Here is a 16475-nt window from a genome sequence, read left to right as displayed (position 1 = left end):
TAGGCAAAACACACTCTGATCTCCATCACGGCAGACGCTTTGACACTTGACTATGCTGAGGGAAATTGCTTTTGTACAAAACTTTACCTGCATAAATTCCGAATTCCAGCCCTACTTCCCTGTATTAAGGCAGTAGAAGCTTCACGCGAAGCCCTTTCTGATATCGCATACCTTTAGCGTTTCAGCTTCCGTGGTTTCAACGTTTCCTGGAACTCCCGACCCTGTTCCTGAGTCCCAGACTACGGGAACAATAGTGAAGCAACCGACCGAACGATTTCCACATAGCGCACAAAGGAACATGATGCCAGCACCTTCTTTCTACGCTGATGCAGAATTTGATCCCTCCATCCTGGAGCCTTCGCCGATCTCGCCAGAGTTCGATCCGAATGCAGATTTGACTGAACTCGAAACCGAACTAGCAGGACAAGCTAGACTGTACGGCGCTGGACGGAAGACGACCGACCTGGTGAGACTTTACCTACAGGAAATCGGGCGCTATCCCTTGCTCGGACGCGATGAAGAAGTGTCTGAAGCGCAGAGAGTGCAGCGCTATATGAAACTTCTGGAACAGCGCAACGATGCTGCTGCCAAAGGCAGCGCCCCCATTCGTCGATATGTGGAGTTGATCGATGTCCGCGATCGATTGGTTTCGACGCTGACGCACCGCCCCTCCCTGGAACGGTGGGCTACCGAAGCCAAGATCGACGTTGCAGACTTGAAGCCGATGTTAGCAGCAGGCAAGCAGCACTGGGCAAAAGTGGTAGATCTCACGGTCGCCGAACTCGATCAGATACTCAACCAGGGGCTTGCAGCCAAGACGCATATGATTAATGCGAACTTGCGCCTAGTAGTCTCTGTTGCCAAAAAATATCAAAATCGCGGCTTAGAACTGCTTGACCTGATTCAAGAGGGCACACTGGGACTAGAGCGAGCGGTGGAAAAATTTGATCCAACAAAAGGCTACCGATTCAGCACCTATGCGTATTGGTGGATTCGTCAAGGAATTACCCGCGCGATCGCAACTCAAAGCCGCACCATCCGGCTCCCCGTTCATATCACCGAAAAGCTCAACAAAATCAAGAAAGCTCAACGCAAAATTTCGCAAGAAAAAGGGCGTACTGCGACGATCGAAGATATTGCAGTGGAGCTAGAAATGTCGCCGCCTCAAGTGCGAGAAGTCCTGCTCAAGGTGCCGCGCTCCGTATCGCTCGAAACTAAAGTTGGCAAAGAGCGAGACACTGAGCTAGGCGATCTGCTCGAAACGGAAGAAGTTACGCCCGAAGAAACCTTGATGCGCGAATCGTTGAGACGCGATTTGCTGCAACTTCTAGCGGATCTAACGACTCGTGAGCGAGATGTAATTCAGATGCGGTTTGGCTTGGGTAGCGATGGGCAACCCTACTCGTTAGCAGAGATTGGACGCGCTCTAGAATTGTCCAGAGAGCGAGTTCGACAGATTGAAGCAAAAGCGCTGCAAAAACTTCGGCAACCGAAGCGCCGCAACCGAGTGCGCGATTATCTAGAATCGCTCAGCTAAAGGGCTTAACCCCCAACAATTGCAGAATATTCTCAATTAGGCGAACTTATTGCAAGTCGCCTCTTTTTTTTGTATGCTATGATTCTCAAGAAAGGAGGCTTTGTTGACAATGTTGAACGCTCCTACTTACACCAGTGCTTCGCTCAAGGCTGAATTGAATGAAAAGGGATGGCGCTTAACACCGCAGCGCGAAACGATTCTTCAAGTGTTTCAAAAACTTCCTGAAGGTCAACATCTCAGCGCTGAGGATCTTTATCATGAGCTTCAGACGAAAGGCGAGGGGATTAGTTTATCGACCATCTATCGCACTCTCAAATTGATGTCACGGATGGGCGTTTTGCGTGAACTCGAACTGGCAGAAGGTCACAAGCACTACGAAATCAATCAGCCCTATCCGCATCATCATCACCACTTGATTTGTGTGCGGTGCAATAAGACGATCGAATTTAAAAGCGATTCGATTCTCAAAACCGGAACAAAAGCAGCTCAGAAGGAGGGGTACCACATTCTAGACTGCCAGTTGACGATTCATGCGGTCTGTCCGACCTGTCAGCGATCGTTGCTGCCGCTCTAGCTATTCAAAAGTTATTCAAAAACGACGCGGGCATCGGTTAAGCCCCGCGATCGCAGGATATTCACTTGACGCTCTGCCTCTTCTGGTGTGGTGAAGCTGCCTGCACGAACGAAATTTCCTAAGCGATTCTGTCTTGGAACGGCATCTGGAATCACAGCTTGAATTCGATTAAACGAAGCAGAATCGGTAAAGGGAATAACCACCGAATAGCGGCGATTGTTTGAAGGAGTGCTTGAACCGCCTGCTGCTTGTTGAATCGCCCGCAAGGTTTCTGGATCAGCGTTCCCTGTTGGGGGCAGCGATCGCGATTGTTGAAAGCTCAAAACCGCCTGCTGAGTTTGGGTGCCAAAATAGCCTGTGACCGGAAGCGAATACCCAAGGCGATTCAATTGCTGTTGGAGGTCTGCTACTCGTGAGTTTTGGTCGCCTAATTGGAGTCCATTCCTCACATCAGGCGTGGGCGCTGGCGGTGTCGAACCATCAAGTACAGCATAAACCTGAGCATCCACCTCGCCGGTCTGAGAAAGACCAGAATCTCGCTGAAGTTGAATGACTGCGCTTTGCGTCTCTTGACCAAAAACGCCATCAACCTCACCGTAGTAGTAGCCGCGTGTTTGCAGTCGGCGCTGTAACTCTTCGACTCCTGCACCGCGATCGCCAACCTGCAATCGATCGCCATATTGATTAGACCCAGTTCCTGGTTCGGGATTGCCCAATTCGAGAGCACGATAGGTTTCGGCTCCGACAATGCCATCGGGTGTGATGTTACGTTGCTCTTGACATCGAATGACGGCATCACGAGTTTGAGATCCAAAGAATCCGGTCGTCTCGCCGTCATAACAGCCTAAGGTTCTGAGGCGATCTTGTAGGGTGCTAACGGCTGTGCCTGAGTCTCCTTCTTGAAGAACAAGCTGTGCGGTTGCAGCCGAGGCAAAGCTAACAATGAGCCCAGCAAGGGTGCATCCAGCGATTGCACTCAAAACTTGGAGATTCGCAATGCGTGAGTTCTTCATAGATCTGGAATGAAGCATCTTGTGTTTACTGGCTAGATGCAGAGGTGCGATCGGTTCCATAGTTTTTTGAGCAACGTTTCTGGACAGGGATAAGATAATAGATCTTTCTCCTTAAAAATATATTACCCAGCAGAGATTCTACAAGACGGATTGACAAACTGAAATCGTCTAGCTCTGTCGACCTATGCCTTGCGTTAGATCGCACTTGCCACGTCAGCGAACTAAAATCCCTTGAAACCTTAATTTCGAGAATTTCACCCAAAGATTTAATGTTTGCGCGACTGGTGATGGTTTTTAACTAGGTATTACTATGGGGTTTCCTAACTCTTCAGATTATTCAGAGCTGATCGCACCTTCGACCGCTGAACAGCCGCCCGGCCCAAAAACCGCTCTAACCGTAATTGATGCAGTAGCGCTGATTGTCGGTATTGTGATCGGAGCGGGAATTTTTGAGACTCCTGCGCTGGTTGCATCCAATACGGGCACGAATTTAACTGTGCTATTGGCTTGGATTGCTGGGGGAGTGGTTTCGCTGATTGGGGCATTGTGCTATGCCGAATTAGCCACGACTTATCCGCATGTGGGCGGTAACTATTACTATTTGCAGCGGGCTTACGGAAACGCGATCGCGTTTTTATTTGCTTGGGCACGCATGATGGTGGTGCAAACTGGATCGATCGCGCTGTTGGCTTATGTGTTTGGAGATTATGCGTCTGAGATCTTGCCGCTGGGTGCTTTCTCTGGATCGATCTATGCGGCAGGCGCGATCGTGCTATTCACGCTGATCAACATTTTGGGATTGCGCCAGGGGAAAGGCGTTCAGAACTGGCTGACAGCGGCAAAGGTGCTGGGACTGGTTTTGGTGATTGTTGCAGGTTTGACGACTTCGGGCGCTGCGCCGCAAATCGTAACAGACGCGAAAATTTCGACAGATTGGGGCATGGCGATGATCTTTGTGCTGCTGTCCTACGGTGGGTGGAATGAGGCGGCTTATATTTCAGCCGAGATTCGTAATCCGAATCGGAATATTGCTCGATCGCTCTTTTGGAGCATTGGCATTATTGCCGCGATCTATGTTGCCCTTAACTTTGCTTATTTGCATGGTTTGGGAGCCGCAGGTATGGCGAATTCGCCTGCGGTGGCTGCGGATTTGATGCGTCGGGCATTTGGGCAGCCGGGAGTTGTGTTTATTAGTTTGCTGATTGCGGTTTCAGCATTAGGTGCATTGAATGCGACTGTGCTGACCGGAGCGCGGACAAACTATGCCCTCGGACAAGACTCGAATGCGTTTCGATTTCTGGGGCAGTGGCAGTCGAGGCAGAATACGCCGATTCCGGCACTGTTGGTTCAAGGTGCGATCTCGCTTCTGCTGGTTGGGTTAGGGAGCTTGACCCGGAAAGGCTTTGAAACGATGGTAGATTATACGGCTCCGGTGTTTTGGTTCTTTTTCTTGCTGGTTGGCTTTTCGTTAATCATCCTGCGCTTTAAGGAACCGGGACGATCGAGTGCGTTTCGAGTGCCGTTTTATCCGCTTACACCGATTTTGTTTTGTAGTATCTGTGTTTATTTGCTGTATTCCAGTTTGGAGTATGTGAAAGTGGGCGCGATCGCGGGTGTGATTGTGGTCGCGCTAGGAATTCCCGTTTTATATTGGCAGCGTCGGTAGGTTCGATCGTTTTTAGGAGAAATCAGAATGATTGTTCGTCCTTTAGTGGTGTGTGCTGGAGTTTTTAGCTTAATGTTCGCTGGCTGTTCGCAAGTCGCTAATCTGATTCCGAAGACAGAGAATCAAGTTCAGACGCAAACTGCTAATCCAGAAAAGCAAAATCAACCTTCAACACCACAGTTAGATGTGCCTTATGTGCCGACACCAACCGAGGTAGTCGATGCAATGCTGAAGGTGGCAAAGGTAGGCAAGAAGGATGTGCTTTATGATCTAGGAAGCGGGGATGGGCGCATTCCCATCACTGCGGCTAAGCGATTTGGTACACGCGGATTTGGAGTGGATATTGATCCAGAACGCATTAAGGAAGCGAATGCGAACGCGAAAAAAGCGGGAGTGAGCGATCGAGTGAAGTTTGCTCAGCAAGATTTGTTTAAGACAGATTTGAGCAAGGCATCGGTGATTACGCTTTATCTATTACCGCGCATCAATTTGCAACTGCGCTCGAAGTTGTTGAAGCTCAAACCAGGAACGCGGATTGTATCTCATGCGTTTGATATGGGAGATTGGAAGCCCGATCGGGTGGTGAACGTGAAAGGAACGAATGTGTACTTCTGGACGGTTCCGAAAACGATTCCCGCGAATTTGAAATGATTGAGCTTTGTGAGAGCGATCAGGCGATCTCTCTTTCATCAGTTCGACAATTTTTCATTTAACAATACTGTGTCTAATTCAATGTGAGTTCGATACAAGTCTCGGTTGCGTTTGGATCTGCGGGTAGCCCCCCAAATCCCTTGAGTGATAGAGGCAAAGCTGTGTAAGCGAAACACATTCAGCGCCATGGTGCGGAGAATTGCCCAGTTTTCAAGAGTGTGACCTGCACACATTGGCGCTGCGTCTGCTTTGAGGACAAAAAAAGCCTGCCAAGTGATGATCGAGCTTAATCTTTAGTCGCTGTTGCAGCCATTAACCCCCACGCTCCAAACCGCAGCTTTGTGCTAGCTTTAATTCTGAGTTGCGATCGGGACAGAAAATCTTGAAGTTCTTTCTGCGTGTAACACTGTTTATGGGCTGGATCAACGATTCTCAAGACGACATCGCAGAGGCGACAGAGTAAAAAGTCCTTGCACCAATCCAAAATCACGACTTTCCCGCCTGGCTTAAGCACTCGTCGCATTTCTGCTAGGGCATCAAGTGGACAGTCAAAATAATGAAAAGCACTGGCACAAACTACAGTATCAAAGCATTCATCCTTCAAAGGAAGTGCGGTCACATTTCCTGGCTTAAATGTTACGGTGCTGTAGGGTTGAAGCTTTGCTTGAGCGATCGTGAGCATCTCTGTTGAGACATCAATTCCAACGATCTGCTGATTCGGATGGTCTTGCAACAACAATCGCTCAAACTCCCCTGTTCCACAAGCCACGTCTAGAACAATCTCATGGGAGCCAATTTGTGCCCACTGCTTCAGAAAAGTGAGTGTGTTTGTAATATAACTATGCCAACGTTGATCGTAGATCTTGGCAAGGCGATCATATTCTTGTTGAACGATCGTTTCAACCCTCTTGTTTGTACCCATTGATCAGCAAATCGATTTAAGCAGATTGAAGCGATTTTATCAGGACAAATGAGTTTAGCGTAATGCCGATTGCACCGTCTGGCGAACCATGTCGAAGCTACGCTTGAGGCGAGCGGGCTGATTATAGAGGCGGCTCATTAACAGCACTCCTTCTATCTGGGTTAACACTTGTTCGGCAAGCAAAACAGGGTTGATTTCTGGTTTCAGCGCAAATTTTCCAGCTTGTAGAGACTGTGCAATTGCAGCCTGCCAAGCATCAAACACCTGAATGAGATGTTCTTGAAACGATGGGTCATGTTTTGCTAGATCTACAATCAAATTTCCTAGGAAACAGCCGCCGCAATCAGGTTCAGATTGATGTTTTGCCTCCAGACGATCGATCATGTCAAACACTTGCGCGATCGGGTCAGAAATTTGTTGAGCAGGTTCAATGATGACTGCTTTGATCTGGCTCCATTTGTAATCAATTAGTGCATGAGCTAATTCATTTTTCGATTGGAAATAATTGTAGAAACTGCCAGAAGAAGTGTTGCTTGCGGCAAATAACTCCTTTAGCCCGGTTGATTGAAATCCTTGGTGATGGATCAACTCAATAACCGAGGATAAAATATCTTCGCGAGTGCGCTTAAGATTGACCATTGTGGGGAAATGTGGCTAGCAGTGAAGCATGACTAAACAAGGTAAAGGCTTTGCAGTCTTTGGATTTCTCTCGACTCAGAGATTTGAGAACAATCAGGCAAAGTCTAGCATAGTCCAAACATTTGGGAAGAGTCGATGCTGAAAGACTGAAAGCCAATTTAACGAGTTAGATGAATTAGAGATGTCGCTATGATTCAAACCTTTCAAAATTGTTACATCAATCTCATCAAGGTTAGTCAAAGGTTAGTCAGGCGATTCGTCCGGCGACAACCATCAATGTATCCGCGATTCTTCGATCGCTCGTGTTTCTCGCGACAGGTGTAGCTCTAGCTGTGCCTTCAACTCATGATAAGCCGGATACTGATCCAGGTTTTCGCGCTTGCGAGGACGAGCAAAGGGTACATCTAACACTTCCACGATTCGAGCTGCTGGTCCGCGGCTCATCATTACAATTTTGTCAGAGAGCAGCAGTGCTTCCTCGATACTATGAGTAATCAGAATCACGGTTTTACGCTGTTGTTCCAAAATGCGAGCAATCTCATCTTGCAGAAAGCCTCTTGTCAGCGCATCTAACGCTCCAAAGGGTTCATCCATCAGCAGAATTTCTGGGTTAATTGCTAGAGCGCGGGCAATTCCCACCCGTTGCTTCATGCCTCCAGAAAGCTCATGAGGATGCTTGCGATCGGCTCCCTGCAACCCGACGAGATCAATGTACTCGCGCACAAGGTCTCTCTGTTTCGCAAGTGGCATCTGCGGATACACCGTTTCGATCGCAAACCGAATGTTTTCGGCAACGGTCATCCAGGGCATCAGCGAATAGTTCTGAAACACGACACCGCGATCGGCTCCCGGATGATGTACCTGCTTTCCGTTGATCAACACTGAACCCTGAGACGGTGTGGTCAGTCCAGCGATAATGTTCAGTAGGGTTGATTTACCGCAGCCCGAAGGTCCAATGATCGAAACAAAGGTATTCGGGGTGATGTCTAAATTGATATCCGAGATCGCCACAAAGTCTTGAGAAGTGCGACGAAGTAGTTTATCTTGCCAGTGTTGCCGTCCTGGAAACACCTTGAACACATTTTGTAAGCTTAACTGAACAGAGGTATCTGTTTTAATGCGATCGGTGCGAGAAGAAACCATTTACTTTTCTCCGAAAGAAACCCAGGTTTGCAACAATGCTAATAGCTGATCGAGAACCAATCCTGTGACTCCTATGATGACGATCGCGGTAATGATGCTGGTAATGCTTAAGTTATTCCACTCTGCCCAAACAAAGCTACCAATGCCTGTTCCGCCGACAATCATCTCTGCTGCTACGATTACAAGCCAAGAGATACCAATGCTAATCCGCAATCCAGCCACAATGCTCGGAGCCGCAGCCGGAAGAATGATTTTCCAGATCGTTCGCCAACGAGAAGCACCCAAAGTCCGAGCCACATTCAGATAGTCTTTTGAGACGCTACTCACTCCAAATTTAGTATTGATGAGCGTAGGCCAAATACTAGAAATTGCAATCACAAACAATGCGGTGCCTTCGGAGCTTTTCAGCAGCCCTAATCCTAGTGGCAACCAGGCTAAGGGTGATACTGGGCGCATCAATTGAATAAATGGATTCACCGCTTTCGAGACGACTTCTGATAAACCAATCAGGACTCCTATTGGAATCGCGATCGCTGATCCAAGCAGAAATCCAGTCATTACTCGCTGAAGGCTAGAGATGAGGTGCAATCCTACGCCTTTATCGTTCGGACCATTGTCGTAGAAGGGATCGCTAATCCAATTCCAAAAATCTGCAATTGTGCGACTTGCAGAGGGCATCACGGGTGAGAAAATTTGCAGGTTAACTCCCAATTCCCAAATGCTGAGCAGTGCGGTCAGCAGGACGAGAAACAGGACGATCGCTTGCAGGTTCTGGTTTTGCAGCAGTGAAGCAGGACGCGATCGAGGTCTAACAAGAGGTTTAACAACAGGAGAAGTTGCCATGACTAAGCTCCAAATTTCTTAATTTGCTCTTGCACATACGCAGAAGCATTGGCAGGGTTAAATTCACCCGTCTTGAGCTTTTCAACGCGAGTCGGTTCAGTCGGCGGATTCTGTCCTACTTCCCGTGCTAACTCTCGCGCTAAATCGGTCATAAAAATTTGATTGCCGATCTCGTCATAGTTCGCCTTATTTTCGGGCATTAGATCCCAGCGCACCATTTGCGACGAAATCCAAGCTGCAAAGCTTTTCCAGGGATAAGGATCGAAGTCGATGCGGTTGGGAACATCCAGAGTGTTTCCTAGCCCATCCTCGAATTTCCCAGTTAACACAGCTTGCAGCACGGGTTCTGGCTGGTTGAGGTACTTACGATCGCTCATCAGCTTGGCGATTTCTCCTCGATTTGCTGTGCTGTTGGTGTAGGCAGCAGATTCAATAATCGATTTATTCACGGCTCGGAACGTATTCGGGTGAGTATCAATCCAGGCTTGGCTAGCCGCGAAGGCACAGCAGGGATGACCATTCCACAAGTCCTTGGTTAGCAGATGAATAAATCCAACTTTCTCGAAGACCGCCCGCTGCCCAAAGTTATCTGGCATCAGGAACGCATCAATTTGTCCAGCAGCCATCTTTGCAACAGAATCCGGCGGCGGCACAATCTCAATTTTCACATCCTGATCTGGATTTAGCCCACCAGAAGCGAGATAGTAGCGTAACAACAAATTGTGCATCGAATAAGGAAAAGGAATCCCGATCGACATTCCCTTAAAATCTGCCGCTGTTTTGACGCGATCTTTGTGCTTGTTGGCGACTGCGATCGACTGTCCGTTGATGTTTTCGATGCTAGCAAGCTTAATTGGAAAAGCAGTAGAACCTAAACCCATAGAGATGGCGATCGGCATCGGCGACAGCATATGGTAGGCATCTAACTCTCCTGCGATCGCTGCTTCTCGCACGGCTGCCCAGTTTGGCATTTTCTTCAACGTCACATTCAGCCCTTGCTTTTTGTAAAACTCTAAAGGCTCTGCGGCAACGATCGGAATTGAACAAGCGATCGGAATAAAGCCGATCGTCAGATTCGGTTTTTCTAAGTTAGCGGAAGCGGAGGCTGAAGTAGTTGAAGATTGAGTTTCGCGCCTGCTGCCGCAACTTGCAAGCGTCACCACTGCCGCAGCCGCAGCCACTTTAACCAAAAAATCTCGCCGCCGGAATCGACTCAGCCGTACTGCATCACCCAAGAATTCAATTGCATTCGGACCAAATGCGGCAGCAAAGGCTTCTTCTAATCCGCCTGCTTGTTGAATTAAGTCATTGCACAAGTCGCGCTGTTCTGGCTCTGCTTGATCAATCATTCGCAGCAGCAATGCCTGCTGAAATTCAGCGTAGGTCAAATCCTTTGCTAATTTCAATGTTGTGTCTGGATAATGCCCCATCTTGATCAAATCATCAATCAAATCCGCCGGATCTTGGGGCATTCCTTCTAAAAATTTCCAATGATCTTGCGATCGATGTGATCCACCACAAGCACAAGCTAACTCAGATAAAGAATAAACTCCGCTCGTCTCTAACAATTTCGTGTGTGCTGCCATGATCGTATGGTTCTAGTTATAACAACGGTGTTCTTTTACAGTTCATGCAGCATCTTTTTTAGCTGCTTCAAAGCTGGAGTAACGATCGCCACAAAGTAGGATTCGCGTAGCTTGCGTTCCACTTCTGCGCCATGTAAATAGCCTCTAGCTCCTGTGTGCAACATTGCAGCATTAGCGGCTCTCAATGACAATTCCGATGCTGTAATCCGGGCTTGGATCACGGCTTTGAGTTGAGTGCGATCAATTGTGATTTTGCCCGTGATTGCATGGGCAAGTACAGCCGTGTTTTGACGAGCTATTTCTAGCTCTTCACTCAAGTTATCAACTTGATCATCTAAAAAACAATTGACGTGCCCATAGCGTTGATTGCTACGCTTCATAATCTCAAGACACCTTGCGGTCAGTCCTAATCCCATGCCAACTTGCGTCAAAATAAATCCTGGACGGATTTGGTTGACATAGCTTGTACAGGGAGCCGCCAAAATCAATTCATTCGGGACAAACACATCGCGAAACACACAGCTATAGGTATTGCTGCCTTCTAATGCAATGAAGTGAGCATTTTGCCGCAGAGACAGTCCCTCTAGTTCGTCAGAGACGATCGCCATCAAATACTGATCAGAATCAGACAATTGAGCCGCAATGCCGAAGTAGTGCCCTACCCCAATGTTAGAAACCCAGGGCAGCATTCCATTCAGCACATAACCATCCGAGCGACGTTCTGCGACCAGCGCAATCTTCTCAATTCCGGCAAAGTGCTTCATCGGATTTGATAACCCAGTACCGCCCAAACGCTTTCCTGCGGCGACTTGAGGTAAAACCTGCTGTTGCAGATAATCATTGTCACTATTCTGCATATACCAGGTGCAAGCAATCTGGCACCAGGTCATAAACCCAGTACAGAGGCATTCTGCCGAGATTGCTTCGATCACTTGAATTGCAGTCCACAAACCATTCCCCGTACCGCCAAATTCTGGGGACACTGCTTGAGCAAAACCACCAATGGCACCAACTTGGTGCATAAAAGCACGAGGATATTTCCCTTGATCAATGTCGGACACGATCGGTGCAAGATCAGTGCGAATTGCAGTATTCAATTGAATCAATGTGTCAGCGATCGGGGGAGATGAGGCGGGTTCCGCAACTGAGCTAGAAATTAGTTGCATAGCTGAAATGAGGTTGTGAACAGTTCTGAAAAGAGATAATTAACTGTCGAAAATAACCCTCATCCTAATCCCTTCCCTTTTAGGAAAGCCTCTGCTTGCTTCTTGGATGCAAGAAATATATCTCCTAAAGTCTGTAGGAGAAGGGATTGAAGCATAAGAGACTTTGACTTGTACTGCAAAAACTTGTACTGCAAAAATGAGCAGGAGTGATGCCTAAGTCTATGCCAAGGCAACTTCCATGTTGACGGGCAAGCGTAAGGTGTTTGCGACAGGCGACCAGTAGTTAGAGTGCGCGACCAAGTCTTCTAACTCCTCACGGCTCGCATTGCCTTCTAAATCAACCTTGACGCGAATATCAGTAAAGCCAAGCCGCTTTTCAGCGAGATCCCCAATGCCCCAAACTCCTGTAATATTGATGTCGCCTTCTAATTCTAGCTCTAGCTTTGTCAGCGCAATTCCGCGCATTGTAGCGTTAGCGTGAATGCCAACAGACAAACAAGAACCCAAACAAGCTAACACCGCTTCAGAAGGATTGGGAGCCGTGTCTTCTCCTAACAAACTCGGTGGTTCGTCAATCACATGAGCAGGCAAATCACGCACATAAGTTAGATTACGAAACTGTCCTTCACAGACTGTCTTAACCTTCAACGATTTGACAACGTTAGGATTTGCCTTTGCGGTTGCAGCTAGACTCTCCAATCCATCCTTGCTTATAGGACGGAGAGGCGTTTTGACTTGCGTGGTAAAGGTTGTCTGAGTCATAATTCGATTCAAATAGAACGTTCTATCTATAAAAGCAGACTTCGCTAAATTAATGTTGTGCTTGTGGTTACAAATTCTATGTTCAAGTTTACGTCTGAGCAAAACGAATTGAGTTACTATTGACTGTAATGAGATGATCGAGCCGGATTTCAGTTCCACTGTTGAGCCTCAGAAAATCTGCTTTGTTTGCTGCGTAGACATTAACAATGCGATCGTAAACCTCAATCGTTTCTCCCGTTGCATTGCGATAAACGATCGAGCAGGCCTGGTGCAAAGTTGCCAATGCTTCAAGTTGGTCATAAAAATCACAGTCAACTAAGCGATAGTCGCTCATAATCAATTTTCTGATAGTGATAAGCAGCAGTAAGCGTAGCAAAATTGGTTGTAACCGTTTGTGTAGAGACCGCTTTGATCTGAGATCTCAGAGATTAGAACAATCTGGAAGTACGCTGATTGATAGGATCATTAAAGAATCTATTTTGGAAAATTGTCTCTTCCGACACAATCTCTCAATCGATAATTGTGTTCTTTATATCTAAGATTTAACGCTATGAACTGATTGCCATTTGAAGCGATCGCACCTGGATTTAGTAGATCGGTGTTTTGAGTAGTTAGGCTGGCACGGTGTCGATATGCGAAGCGGAAATAAATATTGCTGCATCCTGTTATTTCAAGGAGAGAACTATGCCGAAGACATTGTTTAAGGTCGATCTCACTAAACCAATGGATCAGCAGGAATTGCCAGGACATAATCGCTGGCATCCCGATATTCCAGCAGTCGTTTCGGTGAATCCGGGCGAGGTGTTTCGGATTGAGTGTAAGGATTGGACGGATGGACAGATCAAGAACAATGATGATCCAAAAGATATTGAAGAGGTCGATTTAACAGTCGTTCACGTTCTCAGTGGCCCTATCTGGGTAAATGGTGCTCAACCCGGAGATATTCTTGTTGTAGATTTGCTTGATATTGGAGCGCTGCAAGGGGATGAGTGGGGCTTTACAGGCATCTTTGCTAAAGAAAATGGCGGTGGCTTTCTAACCGATCACTTTCCCAAAGCCGCTAAAGCAATCTGGGACTTCCAGGGCATCTATACGAGTTCACGGCATATTCCGGGTGTGCGGTTTGCGGGCATTACTCACCCTGGTTTGATTGGCTGTGCGCCATCACATGAACTTTTGGCGATGTGGAACAAGCGGGAAGCAGAGCTAATGAGTTCTCAACCCGATCGCCGCACTTACGGAGCAGAAATCAAAGGCGATTTGGCAACGTTAGCTGCTTTACCAAATCCGAAGAATGCGATCTTAGGGCAAGTAGCAGCATCCGACTTCGATCGCATCGCCGCAGAAGGCGCTAGAACAGTTCCGCCTCGCGAACATGGCGGCAATTGTGATATCAAGAATCTGTCGCGTGGCACTCGCATTTACTTCCCGGTCTATGTGGAAGGGGCAAAGCTTTCGATGGGCGACATTCACTTCTCGCAAGGCGATGGAGAGATTTCGTTTTGTGGCGCGATCGAGATGTCTGGCTTTATCGACCTGCACGTAGACATTATCAAAGGCGGGATGGACAAGTACGGCATGATCAATCCGATCTTTAAGCCGGGGCCTGTTGAACCGCGTTACTCTGAGTACCTCGTATTTGAAGGAATTTCAGTCGATGAGTTTACGGGCAAGCAGTATTTTATGGATGTTCACATTGCGTATCGTCGCGCTTGTCTCAATGCGATCGAGTACCTGAAGAAGTTTGGCTTCACCGGAGAGCAAGCCTATCTATTGCTCAGTTGCGCTCCAGTCGAAGGCAGAATCAGCGGCATTGTAGACATTCCAAATGCCTGTTGTACAGTCGCCATTCCAACAGAGATTTTTGATCAGCCAATTTTACCTGTGTAACCAACGGACTCGTTAAGTGGGGTGGTTCTCATCCCCTAATTGTTCATGTAGCAAAAGATGAACGCTATGCCCTTATATGAATTTCGCTGTGAGAGCTGTGGCATTTTTGATGTGTGGCGATCGATCTCTGAATCAACGTCTTCGGCTCATTGTCCGACCTGCGAAGCTCCCGCCAAACGAATTTTTTCTGCTCCGGCTGTGTTGTCTGGTGTGCTGCGGCTGAAGCGCGAAAACCCAGAGCCACAACTGGTTAAACGCGAAACAGAGCCGGAAGCTCCAAAAAACAGAAGCCACACAGGAGGGCGACCCTGGATGATTGGACATTAATCCAGCTTCCTTGATCGATCATTGCGTCTGCCTCTCAAGGCTATAAGCAAGTGAGTTTCAATTTGTCTCAATCACTACTCTTCTTCAGGGACATTAGTGGGACTAGTAAACTCAAGCTCGATCGAATCAAAGATATAGACAGAATTTTCTTAAAGCAATCTCATTGCTCAACACTGACCAATCGTAGAAATCGCGCTAAATTATGCTGAGTTGCTCTATTCCTGTTACAGTCATTACTGGTTATCTTGGGTCAGGCAAAACAACACTGCTGAATCATCTTCTGCATCATGAACACGGTAAAAAAGTTGCTGTGATTGTGAATGAATTTGGGGACGTAGGCATTGATAGTCAGCTTGTGATGGATGCTGATGAAGAAATTTTAGAAATGAACAATGGCTGCATTTGTTGTACAGTTCGGGGGGATTTAATTCGGATTGTTGGTAACTTAATGGAGAAGCGCGAGAAGTTTGATCACATTGTGATTGAAACCACTGGATTAGCTGATCCAGCCCCGGTCATTCAATCCTTTTTTGTCGATGAAACAATGCGATCTAAAACGCAGTTAGATGCCGTTGTTACGGTTGTTGATGCGAAATATATTTGGGAGCATTGGGATAGCAATGAAGCGCAAGAACAAATTGCGTTTGCCGATGTTATTCTGCTCAACAAGATTGATCTCGTTTCTGCTGAACGGCTCGGAACGTTAGAACAGCGAATTCGGTCAGTGAATGCCTTTGCCAAACTCTACCGGACTCACAACTGCAATCTTGAGATCAGTTCGATTCTAGGAGTGAAAGCGTTTGACCTCAAAAATGCTTTATCAATTGATCCAGAGTTTCTCAACGAATCAGCGCATGAGCATGACGAGACTGTTTTCTCAGTCTCGATCGTTGAGCCTGGGGTTGTAAACAGCGACAAACTCACAACCTGGTTAAATCAACTCGTCCAGATTCAAGGTCAAAACATCTTTCGGATGAAAGGCATTTTGAATGTAGACGATGAGGATCGACGGTTTGTACTTCAGGGGGTGCATATGTTGTTAGACGGCAGACCGGGGCGACCCTGGAAATCCAACGAACTGCGGAGAAATGAAATGGTGTTTATCGGGCGAGAGTTGCCAGAAGCAGAACTCAAAAGCGGCTTCCAATCGTGTCTGGTCTAGATTTCGCAGCAGAACATAACCTCATCTATCAGTAGGATTTGATGATATGAAAAAGCTAGATGCGTACAGTGTCAGTATTGGGGTGCTAGGCGCGATCGATACTTACCTCACAGCGACACTGATTCTTGTCCCCGTGTGGGTGACATTTATTGCTTGGGCATCGTTCTTTATCTTGGGAGGTAAGACTTCAGGTCTTAAACAGAGCATTGCGTCTAATCTAACAGGAATCGCGATCGCCTCTCTCACACTTGTAGCGATCGCAGCTTTGGGAAGTAATCCTTTAATTGCTGCGATTTGTGTTGGACTTGGTAGCGCGGCAATGGTGCAAGCTTCTAAAGTTCCCTTACTGAGAGCAATCCCGGCGATCGTTTGGGGGTTTGCTTCCACAGTTGGAACGGCGATCGCGACAGACAAAGCAATTACAACCCCAGGGCTAGAGAATCCAGCACTCGTTGCAGCAGCAGCGATGATTTTAGGCGGAGTGTTTGGTTATCTATCGGAAATGTGGGGCGAGGCGATGACGACACAAGGCATTCCCACAAGGGAGCAAACTCGCGTTTAGACAAGCCGTGGATCATTCACACAGAGCAGGAG

17 protein-coding genes are annotated in these 16475 nt (G+C 47.4%); 8 read left to right on the top strand and 9 right to left on the bottom strand.

The genetic code is table 11. From position 1 onward, the window contains the following. The first annotated feature begins 301 nt into the window (after nt 1-301). Entirely contained in the window at nt 302-1537 is a 1236-nt protein-coding gene (sigC, locus tag NC980_RS02035; protein ID WP_190378801.1) for an RNA polymerase sigma factor SigC, read from the top strand. Between the two features lie 109 nt (nt 1538-1646). Further along, a complete protein-coding gene (locus tag NC980_RS02030; RefSeq protein WP_190378800.1) occupies nt 1647-2111 on the top strand; it encodes a transcriptional repressor in 465 nt (154 codons plus the stop codon). Between the two features lie 11 nt (nt 2112-2122). On the opposite strand, the gene NC980_RS02025 is transcribed toward NC980_RS02030, so the two are convergent. Continuing rightward, nucleotides 2123-3124 (bottom strand): peptidoglycan-binding protein, encoded by a 1002-nt coding sequence (locus NC980_RS02025; RefSeq protein ID WP_190378799.1) that lies wholly within the window; start codon nt 3122-3124, stop codon nt 2123-2125. A gap of 310 nt (nt 3125-3434) precedes the next feature. Between NC980_RS02025 and NC980_RS02020 the strand changes: the two genes are divergently transcribed. Both NC980_RS02020 and NC980_RS02015 read left to right on the top strand, forming a co-directional pair. After that, nucleotides 3435-4790, top strand: coding sequence for an amino acid permease (locus NC980_RS02020; protein ID WP_190378798.1), 1356 nt, complete (start codon nt 3435-3437; stop codon nt 4788-4790). Nucleotides 4791-4817: 27 nt separating this feature from the next. Next, the gene (locus NC980_RS02015; RefSeq protein WP_190378797.1) at nt 4818-5441 is read left to right on the top strand and encodes a methyltransferase domain-containing protein; all 624 of its coding nucleotides are present in this window, start codon (nt 4818-4820) and stop codon (nt 5439-5441) included. 286 nt (nt 5442-5727) lie between these two features. On the opposite strand, the gene NC980_RS02010 is transcribed toward NC980_RS02015, so the two are convergent. The 8 genes from NC980_RS02010 to NC980_RS01975 form a co-directional block, all read right to left on the bottom strand. Then, a complete protein-coding gene (locus tag NC980_RS02010) occupies nt 5728-6363 on the bottom strand; it encodes a methyltransferase domain-containing protein (RefSeq protein ID WP_190378796.1) in 636 nt (211 codons plus the stop codon). Nucleotides 6364-6417: 54 nt separating this feature from the next. Continuing rightward, nucleotides 6418-7002, bottom strand: a complete 585-nt coding sequence (locus NC980_RS02005; protein ID WP_190378795.1) for a TetR/AcrR family transcriptional regulator — start codon at nt 7000-7002, stop codon at nt 6418-6420. A gap of 273 nt (nt 7003-7275) precedes the next feature. After that, the gene (locus NC980_RS02000; protein ID WP_190378794.1) at nt 7276-8145 is read right to left on the bottom strand and encodes an ABC transporter ATP-binding protein; all 870 of its coding nucleotides are present in this window, start codon (nt 8143-8145) and stop codon (nt 7276-7278) included. Beyond that, a complete protein-coding gene (gene ntrB / locus NC980_RS01995) occupies nt 8146-8988 on the bottom strand; it encodes a nitrate ABC transporter permease (protein ID WP_190378793.1) in 843 nt (280 codons plus the stop codon). It lies immediately after the preceding gene. Nucleotides 8989-8990: 2 nt separating this feature from the next. Further along, on the bottom strand, nt 8991-10574 hold the full coding sequence (locus NC980_RS01990) for an ABC transporter substrate-binding protein (RefSeq protein WP_190378792.1): 1584 nt from the start codon (nt 10572-10574) through the stop codon (nt 8991-8993). A gap of 35 nt (nt 10575-10609) precedes the next feature. After that, nucleotides 10610-11740 carry an acyl-CoA dehydrogenase family protein gene (locus NC980_RS01985; protein WP_190378791.1) on the bottom strand — a complete coding sequence of 377 codons (1131 nt, stop codon included), beginning with the start codon at nt 11738-11740 and terminating at the stop codon, nt 10610-10612. Between the two features lie 219 nt (nt 11741-11959). Further along, nucleotides 11960-12502, bottom strand: a complete 543-nt coding sequence (locus tag NC980_RS01980; protein ID WP_190378790.1) for an OsmC family protein — start codon at nt 12500-12502, stop codon at nt 11960-11962. Nucleotides 12503-12590: 88 nt separating this feature from the next. Further along, nucleotides 12591-12836: a hypothetical protein gene (locus NC980_RS01975; protein ID WP_190378789.1), complete on the bottom strand. Its 246-nt coding sequence runs from the start codon at nt 12834-12836 to the stop codon at nt 12591-12593. Between the two features lie 350 nt (nt 12837-13186). Here NC980_RS01975 and fmdA point away from each other — a divergent pair, with 350 nt between their 5' ends. From fmdA to NC980_RS01955, 4 genes are all read left to right on the top strand, one after another. Further along, the gene (gene fmdA, locus NC980_RS01970) at nt 13187-14392 is read left to right on the top strand and encodes a formamidase (RefSeq protein WP_190378788.1); all 1206 of its coding nucleotides are present in this window, start codon (nt 13187-13189) and stop codon (nt 14390-14392) included. 66 nt (nt 14393-14458) lie between these two features. Next, complete coding sequence (locus tag NC980_RS01965) at nt 14459-14719, top strand: zinc ribbon domain-containing protein (protein WP_190378787.1); 261 nt, start codon at nt 14459-14461, stop codon at nt 14717-14719. A 202-nt stretch (nt 14720-14921) separates the two neighbouring features. Next, nucleotides 14922-15881, top strand: coding sequence for a GTP-binding protein (locus tag NC980_RS01960; protein ID WP_190378786.1), 960 nt, complete (start codon nt 14922-14924; stop codon nt 15879-15881). A 46-nt stretch (nt 15882-15927) separates the two neighbouring features. Beyond that, on the top strand, nt 15928-16443 hold the full coding sequence (locus NC980_RS01955; protein WP_190378785.1) for a DUF1097 domain-containing protein: 516 nt from the start codon (nt 15928-15930) through the stop codon (nt 16441-16443). Nucleotides 16444-16475 lie beyond the last annotated feature (32 nt).

The sequence above is a fragment of the Leptolyngbya sp. AS-A5 genome (assembly GCF_039962495.1).
Taxonomy (GTDB): Bacteria; Cyanobacteriota; Cyanobacteriia; order Leptolyngbyales; family Leptolyngbyaceae; genus Leptolyngbya.
This window is presented reverse-complemented; position numbering and strand designations above follow the sequence as displayed.